12 protein-coding genes are annotated in these 9192 nt (G+C 70.4%); 10 read left to right on the forward strand and 2 right to left on the reverse strand.

The features are described 5' to 3' along the window. Window positions 1-89: 89 nt before the first annotated feature. Both ABZ382_RS35940 and ABZ382_RS35945 read right to left on the reverse strand, forming a co-directional pair. Window positions 90-656, reverse strand: coding sequence for an isochorismatase family protein (locus tag ABZ382_RS35940; protein ID WP_357098647.1), 567 nt, complete (start codon window positions 654-656; stop codon window positions 90-92). A gap of 69 nt (window positions 657-725) precedes the next feature. Further along, entirely contained in the window at window positions 726-2036 is a 1311-nt protein-coding gene (locus tag ABZ382_RS35945) for a nicotinate phosphoribosyltransferase (protein ID WP_357098683.1), read from the reverse strand. Between the two features lie 165 nt (window positions 2037-2201). Here ABZ382_RS35945 and clpS point away from each other — a divergent pair, with 165 nt between their 5' ends. The 10 genes from clpS to ABZ382_RS35995 all read left to right on the forward strand — a co-directional run bounded on the left by clpS (window position 2202) and on the right by ABZ382_RS35995 (window position 9057). Continuing rightward, on the forward strand, window positions 2202-2528 hold the full coding sequence (clpS, locus tag ABZ382_RS35950; RefSeq protein WP_357098650.1) for an ATP-dependent Clp protease adapter ClpS: 327 nt from the start codon (window positions 2202-2204) through the stop codon (window positions 2526-2528). Between the two features lie 22 nt (window positions 2529-2550). Then, the gene (locus ABZ382_RS35955; protein WP_357098654.1) at window positions 2551-3120 is read left to right on the forward strand and encodes a DUF2017 domain-containing protein; all 570 of its coding nucleotides are present in this window, start codon (window positions 2551-2553) and stop codon (window positions 3118-3120) included. A 60-nt stretch (window positions 3121-3180) separates the two neighbouring features. Then, complete coding sequence (locus ABZ382_RS35960; protein ID WP_357098657.1) at window positions 3181-4242, forward strand: P1 family peptidase; 1062 nt, start codon at window positions 3181-3183, stop codon at window positions 4240-4242. Window positions 4243-4361: 119 nt separating this feature from the next. Continuing rightward, a complete protein-coding gene (locus ABZ382_RS35965) occupies window positions 4362-4781 on the forward strand; it encodes a M67 family metallopeptidase (protein WP_357098659.1) in 420 nt (139 codons plus the stop codon). Window positions 4782-4810: 29 nt separating this feature from the next. Further along, window positions 4811-5089 (forward strand): MoaD/ThiS family protein, encoded by a 279-nt coding sequence (locus tag ABZ382_RS35970; RefSeq protein WP_357098662.1) that lies wholly within the window; start codon window positions 4811-4813, stop codon window positions 5087-5089. Between the two features lie 2 nt (window positions 5090-5091). Further along, entirely contained in the window at window positions 5092-6054 is a 963-nt protein-coding gene (locus tag ABZ382_RS35975; RefSeq protein ID WP_357098665.1) for a cysteine synthase, read from the forward strand. Between the two features lie 39 nt (window positions 6055-6093). Next, window positions 6094-6822 (forward strand): rhomboid family intramembrane serine protease, encoded by a 729-nt coding sequence (locus ABZ382_RS35980; RefSeq protein ID WP_357098668.1) that lies wholly within the window; start codon window positions 6094-6096, stop codon window positions 6820-6822. A 75-nt stretch (window positions 6823-6897) separates the two neighbouring features. Then, window positions 6898-7662 (forward strand): cyclic nucleotide-degrading phosphodiesterase, encoded by a 765-nt coding sequence (locus tag ABZ382_RS35985; protein ID WP_357098671.1) that lies wholly within the window; start codon window positions 6898-6900, stop codon window positions 7660-7662. 22 nt (window positions 7663-7684) lie between these two features. Then, window positions 7685-8455 carry a ribonuclease PH gene (gene rph / locus ABZ382_RS35990; protein ID WP_357098674.1) on the forward strand — a complete coding sequence of 257 codons (771 nt, stop codon included), beginning with the start codon at window positions 7685-7687 and terminating at the stop codon, window positions 8453-8455. After that, window positions 8452-9057 (forward strand): non-canonical purine NTP pyrophosphatase, encoded by a 606-nt coding sequence (locus ABZ382_RS35995; protein WP_357098677.1) that lies wholly within the window; start codon window positions 8452-8454, stop codon window positions 9055-9057. The genes rph and ABZ382_RS35995 overlap by 4 nt, the downstream gene beginning before the upstream one ends. The last annotated feature ends 135 nt before the right edge of the window (window positions 9058-9192 follow it).

Consider the following 9192-nt stretch of genomic DNA (forward strand, 5'->3'; position numbering starts at 1 on the left):
CGACGAGATTACTGCGCCGTCCCGACAACCCTCGCGCAAACCTCGGCGGGCCGTCCGGCAGGACCGATTTCCGCCGACGACCAGGCGGGTCACTCCAGCGTCCCGGCCAGTTCCACGCCCGACTCGCGCAAAGTGTTCAGGGCGGTGGCCAGGGTGTCCGGGGAGACGGCGGCGGTGAGGCCGAGCAGGACCCGGGTGTCGAAGCCGGCCGCGCGGGCGTCCAGGGCGGTGGCCCGGACGCAGTGGTCGGTGGCGATGCCGCAGACGTCCACCGCGTCGATGCCGCGGTCGCGCAGCCAGGCGTCCAGGGCGGTGTCGCCGTCGGTGGCCGTGCCCTCGAACCCGGAGTAGGCGGCGGTGTAGGCGCCCTTGGAGAAGATCTCCTGGATCGCGCTGGTGTCGAAGGCGGGGTGGAAGTCCGCGCCGGGGGTGCCGACGCGGCAGTGCGGCGGCCAGGTGTCGACGTAGTCGGGCTGCGCGGAGAAGTGGGCGCCCGGGTCGATGTGGAAGTCGCGGGTGGCGACGATCGCGGTGTAATCGGAGACGCCCAGATATTCGGTGATGCGTTCGGCCACGGCCGCGCCGCCCGCCACGGCCAGCGAGCCGCCCTCGCAGAAGTCGTTCTGGACGTCGACGACGATCAGGGCTCGGCTCATGAGCTGCCTCCCGGGGCCTGGGTGAACCACAGCGGTTCGGGTCTCGTAGTGCATTGTGCCGCTCGGGGGTCAACCCTGGAAGGTCGTCGGGATCGCCGGTTCGCCCGCCGACAGCTTCAGGCCCTCCCACGGAAGACTGATCAGGCCCTTCGCGACCAGTTCGCGGCTCTGGGCCAGGGTGGGCAGGCCGGGGACCAGCTCGCCGTCGCGGACCAGGGGGACCTGGAGGTCGCGGACCTCGAAGCGGTCGGACTCGGGGCGGTCCGAGACGGCCGGGTAGACGATCTCCTCGACCACGGTGCCGGTGTCGCGGGACAGCCGCACGGCCTGCTTGGTGCCGCCGCGAGACTCCTTGTGGGAGCTGCGTTTCGCGACCGGGACACCCTCCACCTCGACCAGTTTGTAGACCATGCCCGCGGTGGGCGCGCCGGAGCCGGTGACCAGTGAGGTGCCGACGCCGTAGACGTCGACCGGTTCGGCGCGCAGCGCGGCGATGGCGTATTCGTCCAGGTCGCCGGACACCACGATGCGGGTGCGGATGGCGCCCAGGGCGTCCAGCTGTTCGCGCACCTGCCGGGCGAGCACGCCCAGATCGCCGGAATCGATACGCACCCCGCCCAATTCGGGTCCCGCTACCTCGATGGCGGTGGCCACGCCGCGGGTGATGTCGAAGGTGTCCACCAGCAGCGTGGTGCCCACGCCCAGGGCCTCGACCTGGCTGCGGAACGCCGCCGCCTCGTGCGCGCCGTCGCGGCCGCTGTGCAGCAGGGTGAAGGCGTGCGCGCTGGTCCCGGCGCTGGGCACCCCGAAGCTGCGGGCGGCCTCCAGGTTGGAGGTGGCGTCGAAGCCGGCCAGGTAGGCGGCGCGGGCGCTGGCGGGGGCGGCGAGTTCGTGGGTTCGGCGCGAACCCATTTCGATCATGCGGCGGCCCCCGGCGGCGCTGACCATGCGGGCGGCCGCTGCGGCGATGGCGCTGTCGTGGTTGTAGATGGACAGGATCAGGGTTTCCAGCAGTACGCATTCGGCGAAGGTGCCGCGCACGGTGACGATGGGGGAGCCGGGGAAGAACAGCTCGCCCTCGCGATAGCCGTCGATCTGGCCGCCGAAGCGGTAGTCGCGCAACCACTCCAGGGTGCGATCGTCGAGGAACTTGGCGGCGACCGCGAGTTCGGGCTCCCCGAAACGGAATTCGCGCAGGGCGGCCAGCAAACGCCCGGTCCCCGCGACCACACCATAACGACGACCGTTCGGCAATCGCCGAGCGAACACTTCGAAGGTGCACTGCCGCTGCGCCGAATCGTCGGCCAGCGCCGCCGCCAGCATGGTGAGCTCGTACTGGTCGGTCAGCAAGGCGGTACTGGTCAGTCCGTCAGCGATCATCACGATCCCCACTGTAGGCACACCGGGGCGCGCCTCCCGGGCTCCGCGCCGCGCCGGGGGGATGCCACGCCCCGGCCGGAGCGGCGTGTCGGCTGGGCTGTTGTTTCATCGGCGTCGAGTCGTACCCTGGTTGATATGGGTCTGTGTAGAGAAGACGTTGTCGAGATGACCGCCGGTTCGGTGGGCGTCGGCGCGACACTGTCGTCGGCACAGGCGACACCGGAGGCCATTGAACATTCCGAGATTCTGGAAGCAGAGGATCGGCCCTGGGTCACCGTCGTATGGGACGATCCGGTCAATCTCATGCACTACGTGACCTACATTTTCCAGAAGCTCTTCGGCTACAGCAAAGGTAAGGCAACCGAGCTGATGCTGAAGGTCCACAACGATGGCAAGGCCGTGGTGTCCGCCGGTTCGCGCGACAAGATGGAGCACGACGTCCAACGGCTGCACGCCGCCGGGCTGTGGGCGACCATGCAACGTGACGAGTGAACAAGGCGACTACGGTGAACCCGTGCGGAAGTGGAGCAGAAAGAACTCCCTGGGCGGGCTGAAGCTGCGTTCGGAAATGGACGCCCACGAGGCGGACGTCCTGCGTTCCCTGGTCGGGGCGGTCACCGGACTGCTGGTCGACCGGGCCGAATCGGCCCCCGAGGACGATCTCGCGGCGCTCACCGGGCTACAGCTGGGCAACTCGACCCCGCCCGCCGACCCGCGGCTGGCCCGGCTGCTGCCGGACTTCCACCGCCCCGAACCCGGTTCGCCCGACGCCGAGCGCGCCGACCTGAACAGCGCCCTGCGCAGCCTGCACGAGCCGGAGATCATCGAATCCAAGCTGGCCGCGGGCCGGGTCGTCCTGGACACGCTGCCCCCGCAGGGCGGCCGCATCGTCATCAACCCCGAACAGGCCGACGCCTGGCTCACCGCCCTCAACGACGTCCGCCTGGCCCTGGGCACGGCCCTCGACATCGACGCCGACACGCCCGAGCATTTCCCGGATGACGACCCGCGCGGCCCGAGCCTCGAGGTCTACCACTGGCTCACCTGGATGCAGGACTCGCTGATCCAGGCGCTGGCCCCGTAGCGCGCCCGCCGGCGCTAGCGTGGGCACCGAGCCGGATCCGGTCACCGAGGAGGAGCTGCCGTGAACAGTATTGCGGGACCACGTAATTCGATCACGGATGTCGGCGGGGTGCTGGTCGGGCATTACAGCCTCCTCGATCCGAACGCCACCCTGGGCGCGGGCGCGGCCACCGGCTGCACCGTGGTGCGCGTCCCCGGCGGCGCGGTCGCCGCGGTGGACGTGCGCGGCGGCGGCCCCGGCACCCGCGAGACCGACCTGCTGGATCCGGGAAACACTGTGCGGCAGGCGAATGCGATCCTGCTCACCGGCGGCAGCGCCTACGGCCTGGCCGCGGCCGACGGCGTCATGCGCTGGCTGGAGGAGCATCGGGAGGGCATTCCGATGGATCCCGCCGACCCCTCGCGGGTGGTGCCGATCGTGCCCGGGGCGGTCATCTTCGATCTGCCGGTGGGCGCGTGGAACATCCGGCCCGACGCCGACGCCGGATTCCTCGCCGCCGACGCCGCGGGCCAAGAGTTCGCGCGCGGTACGGCCGGTGCGGGCGTGGGCGCGCGGGCGGGGTCGATCAAGGGCGGAATCGGCACGGCCAGTGTGCGTTTCGCGGAAGGCCCGGCCGCGGGCATCACGGTGGGCGCGGTGATCGTGGCCAATCCGGTCGGCTCGGTGTTCGATCCGCGCACCGGGTTCCCGTGGGGTGCGGGCACCGACGGTCCCGAGTTCTTCGGGCTGCGCCCGCCCACCGCCGCGCAGCTGACCGCCGCCAACGCGCTGGCGGTGAAGGGCACCGTGCTCAACACCACGATCGGCGTGGTCGCCACCGACGCGGCGCTGGATCCGGCGGCCTGCCGCCGTCTGGCCACCACCGCGCACGACGGCCTGGCCCGGGCCATCCGGCCCGCGCATTCTCCGCTGGACGGCGACACCCTGTTCGCGCTGGCCACCGGGACCGCCGAGCCGCAGCCGAATGTCCCTCTGCCCCCGGCGTTTCCCGCGGATCTGCTGATCCTGGACCAGCTGTGCACGGCGGCCGCGGTGTGCGTGGAGCGGGCGATCGTGGACGCGATCCTGTCCGCGACGGCGGTGGCGGGCATCCCGACCTACCGCGACCTGTTCGGCGACTGAGGTGACCCGGGCGCGAGGGTGACCGGCCGCCCCGGGAATACCGGCATATTCTCACATGTTGACGGGAGCGTTTCGGCCGTTCGGCCGGGTGCTTCGGGCGTGGACGGAAGGATGCGACGGTGCTGGTGATCAGGGCGGACCTGGTGGAGGCGATGGTCGCGCACGCGCGCGCCGACCACCCCGACGAGGCCTGCGGCATCCTGGCCGGTCCCGAGGGCTCCGATCGCCCCGAGCGGTTCGTGCCGATGATCAACGCCGCCCGCTCGCCCACCTTCTACGAGTTCGATTCCGACGAGCACCTGCGCCTGTGGCGGGAGCTGGACGCGGCCGACGAGGAGCCGGTGGTGATCTACCACTCGCACACCGCGACCGAGGCCTACCCGAGCCGCACCGACGTGTCCTTCGCCTCCGAACCCCATGCCCACTACGTGCTGGTCTCCACCCGGGATCCGCACGAGCACGAGCTGCGCAGCTACCGGATCCTCGACGGTGTCGTCACCGAGGAGCCGGTCGAGATCGTCGCCGCCTACCCCGCCTAGCGTCCACCCAGAAAAAGAGGAGTCCCCCGATGCCGGTCACCGTGTCCATCCCGACCATCATGCGCCCGATCACCAAGGGCGAGAAGCGAGTTCAGGCACAGGGCGCGACCCTGGCCGCCGTCATCGCCGACCTGGAGGCCAACTACCCGGGCCTGGCGGCGAAGCTGCTCGAGGACGGCAAGCTCAAGCGCTACGTCAATATCTACGTCGACGACGAGGACGTGCGTTTCACCGGCGGCCTGGACGCCGAGGTGCCCGAGGGCGGCTCGGTCACCATCCTGCCCGCGGTCGCCGGCGGGGCCCGCTGACCGTGGCCCGCTACGAGTCGCTGATCGCGACCCTCGGCAACACTCCGCTGGTGGGTCTCAAGAACCTGTCCCCACGCTGGGACGGTGACGAGCACGTGCGCCTGTGGGCCAAGCTCGAGGACCGCAATCCGACCGGTTCCATCAAGGACCGTCCGGCGCTGCGCATGATCGAGGCGGCCGAGGCAGAGGGGCGGCTCACGCCCGGCTGCACGATCCTGGAGCCGACCAGCGGCAATACCGGCATCTCGCTGGCCATGGCGGCCAAGCTCAAGGGGTACCGGCTGGTGTGCGTGATGCCGGAGAACACCTCGGTGGAGCGGCGGCAGCTGCTCACCATGTTCGGCGCGGAGATCATCGACTCCCCGGCCGCGGGCGGCTCCAATCAGGCCGTGGCGCTGGCCAAGCAGATCGCGGCCGAGAATCCGGACTGGGTGATGCTCTACCAGTACGGCAATCCGGCCAACGCGCTCGCGCACTACGAGGCCACCGGCCCGGAGATCCTGGCCGACCTGCCCGAGATCACCCATTTCGTGGCCGGTCTCGGCACCACCGGCACGCTCATGGGCACCGGGCGTTTCCTGCGCGAGAAGGTGCCGGGCATCGACATCGTCGCCGCCGAGCCCCGCTACGGCGAACTGGTCTACGGCCTGCGCAATCTCGACGAGGGCTTCGTCCCGGAGCTCTACGACGAGTCGGTGCTGACCTCCCGCTTCTCGGTCGGCCCCTACGACGCGGTCCGGCGCACCCGTGAATTGGTGCTGGAAGAGGGCATTTTCGCGGGCATCTCGACGGGTGCGATCCTGCACGCCGCGCTCGGGGTCGCCAAGAAGGCCGAGAAGGCCGGGCGGCGTGCCGATATCGCGTTCGTGGTCGCCGACGGCGGCTGGAAGTACCTGTCCACCGGCGCCTACGACGGCACGCTGGAGGAGGCGGAGGAGAGGCTCGACGGCCAGCTCTGGGCCTGATCCGGCGGTACGCTCGGGGCAGGGCTAGGAGGTCTTGCCATGAGCGGTGGCAGCGGCATGGGCGCGTCGTTCGATCCGGAGCGGATCGCGCGGCTGCGCAGGGAATTGGCCGAACCGGGGGCGGGGCGCACACCGGTCCCGACCGGTGACACCGGTCCGTCCGGGCCGGGGGCCCTGAAATCGCTGTGGCAGCGCGCCATTGCGCTGACGCTGGGCTTCACCGCGCTGCTGTACGGCGTGGAAGCCGTCGACAGCCTGTCCGGCGGCCGCCTCGAACAGAACGGGGTGCGGCCGCGGTCCGGCGAGGGCCTGACCGGCATCCTGTTCGCGCCTGTCCTGCATGCCAATTGGGGGCACCTGCTGGCGAACACGCTGCCGGTGCTGGTGCTCGGCCTGCTCACCTTGCTGACCGGGATCGGGCGCGGGCTGGTGGCGACCGCCGTCATCTGGGTGATCGCCGGTGCCGGGGTGTGGCTGACGGCCATGCCGCACACCGTGTCGGTGGGAGCCTCGGGGCTGGTGTTCGGCTGGCTCACATATCTGATCTGCTGGGGCTGGTTCTCGCGGAATGTGGTGCAGATCGCGGTCGGATTGGGGGTGCTGGCCGTCTACGGGTCGATCCTGTGGGGCGTGCTGCCGAGCAACCCGGAAATCTCTTGGCAAGGACATCTTTTCGGGGCGGTGGGTGGAGTGGTTGCCGGATGGGTACTCTCTGCTCATGAACGTCGTCATCGTCGCGGGGCTGACGCCGGCCGTCCCGCGTCGTAGGGGTGACGCTGGTCGCGGTCGGCGATTTGGGGGATCCCTCCGTTGAGTGAGAATGCAGCGTGGCAGCATGGGGGAATGCGCCTCACCGTCCTCGGGTGCTCGGGCAGCGTGTCCGGCCCGGATTCCCCGGCGTCGGGTTACCTGCTGACCGGCCCGGATATGACACCGACCGTCATCGATTTCGGACCCGGCGTGCTCGGCGCGTTGCAGCGTCACCTGGATCCGGGCGAGGTCGACATCTTCCTCACCCACCTGCACGCCGATCACTGCCTGGATTTGCCGGGCCTGCTGGTGTGGCGTCGCTACCACCCGAACCCGCCGACCGGTAAGGCTGTCGTCTACGGCCCGGCCGACACCTCGCTGCGGATCGGCAACGCCTCCGCGGAGATCGGCGGCGAGACCGACGACTGGTCCGACGTCATCGACATGCGGCCCTGGCAGGCGGGCGTCCCGATCCCGTTCGGCACCGGCCACACCGTCGAGGCGCGGCGCATGTTCCACCCGCCGGAGTCCTACGGCCTGCGCGTCACCACCGCGGCGGGCCGCACCCTGGTCTACACCGGCGACACCGCCCTGTGCGACGAGGTCTTCGAGTTGGCCAGCGGCGCAGACGTTCTGCTGTCGGAGGCGTCGTGGACCCACGACCCGGCCAACCGCCCGCCGGGCATCCACCTCTCCGGCCACGAGGCGGGCCTGATCGCGGCCCGCGCGGGCGTCGGCGAGCTGCTGCTCACCCACATCCCGCCGTGGACCTCCCGCGAGGACGTCATCGCCGAGGCGAAGGCCGTGTTCAGCGGTCCCGTACACGCCGTGTCCCCGGGCGAGGTCTTCGACATCTGATCGTCCCGTTACGCTGAGCGTCGTGTCGAAACGAGCCGATGGCAGGGCGGATGACCAACTCCGCGACGTAAAGATCACTCGGGGTTTCACTTCGCACCCGGCCGGGTCGGTGCTGGTGGAGTTCGGGCAGACGCGGGTGATGTGCACCGCCAGCGTGAACGACGGCGTCCCGCCGTGGCGGCGTGATTCCGGATTGGGCTGGCTGACGGCCGAATACGCCATGCTGCCCGCCGCCACCCACACCCGTTCGGGCCGAGAGTCGGTGAAGGGCAAGGTCGGTGGCCGCACCCAGGAGATCTCCCGGCTGATCGGCCGTTCGCTGCGCGCCTGCATCGACCTGGCCGCGATCGGTGAGAACACCATCGCCCTGGACTGCGACGTGCTGCAGGCCGACGGCGGCACCCGCACCGCCGCCATCACCGGCGCGTACGTGGCGCTCTCGGACGCCATCACCTACCTGGGCGCGGCCGGCAAACTGGCCGACCCGCAACCGATCTCCTGCGCCATCGCCGCGGTGAGCGTCGGCGTGGTGGACGGCCGGGTGCGCCTGGACCTGCCCTACGAGGAGGACTCGCGCGCCGAGGTCGACATGAACGTGGTCGCCACCGACACCGGCACCCTGGTCGAGATCCAGGGCACCGGCGAGGGCGCCACCTTCCCGCGCTCCACCCTGGACAAGCTGCTCGATTCCGCGCTGGCGGGCTGTGAGCAGCTGTTCGTGGTGCAGAAGGAAGCCCTCGCGCTGCCGTACCCGGGCGTGCTGCCCGAGCCCGAGGAGTCCAAGAAGCGATGACCCGCGTCCTGGTCGCCAGCCGCAATGCCAAGAAGCTCACCGAGCTGCGCCGCATCCTGGACGAGGCCGGCATCGCGGGCATCGAGCTCGTCGGCCTGAACGACGTCGAGCCCTACGACGAGGCTCCCGAGACCGAGCCGACCTTCGAGGGCAATGCCCTGCTCAAGGCCCGCGACGGTTTCGCCGCCACCGGAATGCCCTGTGTCGCGGACGATTCCGGTCTCGAGGTGGATGCCCTCAACGGCATGCCCGGGGTGCTCTCGGCCCGCTGGTCGGGCACCCACGGCAAGGACGAGGCCAACAACACCCTGCTGCTGGCCCAGCTCGGCGACGTCCCCGACGAGCGTCGCGGGGCCCGCTTCGTCTCGGCCTGTGCCCTGGTCGGCGCCGGTGTGGAGGAAGTCGTGCGCGGCGAATGGCCGGGTGTCATCGGCCGGAAGCCGGTGGGCGACGGCGGTTTCGGCTACGACCCGCTGTTCTTCCCGGACGGCGGCGAGCTCTCCTCCGCCCAGCTCACCCCGGCCGAGAAGGACGCCGCCTCGCACCGCGGCCGCGCCCTGCGGCAGCTGCTGCCGGCACTGGCGGCCCTGGCCGAAGGCTGAGATCGGCTGACGAGAAGGGGTTCGGAGACATGTCTCCGAACCCCTTCTCACTGTTCACGGTTGACGCGGTGGGGGGAAGGCAACTGATTTGGTTGGGATTTGGGGTACTAGGCGGGTGCGCCCGGGGTGGGTTGG

It is taken from the genome of Nocardia sp. NPDC005825 (assembly GCF_040630175.1).
Taxonomy (GTDB): Bacteria; Actinomycetota; Actinomycetes; order Mycobacteriales; family Mycobacteriaceae; genus Nocardia.

Coding starts and splice junctions, on each gene's coding strand:
- ABZ382_RS35985 (WP_357098671.1), top strand. CDS start 6,898: ATGCGCCTCACCGTCCTCGGGTGCTCGGGCAGCGTGTCCGGCCCGGAT.
- ABZ382_RS35970 (WP_357098662.1), top strand. CDS start 4,811: ATGCCGGTCACCGTGTCCATCCCGACCATCATGCGCCCGATCACCAAG.
- ABZ382_RS35945 (WP_357098683.1), bottom strand. CDS start 2,036: ATGATCGCTGACGGACTGACCAGTACCGCCTTGCTGACCGACCAGTAC.
- ABZ382_RS35995 (WP_357098677.1), top strand. CDS start 8,452: ATGACCCGCGTCCTGGTCGCCAGCCGCAATGCCAAGAAGCTCACCGAG.
- ABZ382_RS35980 (WP_357098668.1), top strand. CDS start 6,094: ATGAGCGGTGGCAGCGGCATGGGCGCGTCGTTCGATCCGGAGCGGATC.
- ABZ382_RS35940 (WP_357098647.1), bottom strand. CDS start 656: ATGAGCCGAGCCCTGATCGTCGTCGACGTCCAGAACGACTTCTGCGAG.
- clpS (WP_357098650.1), top strand. CDS start 2,202: ATGACCGCCGGTTCGGTGGGCGTCGGCGCGACACTGTCGTCGGCACAG.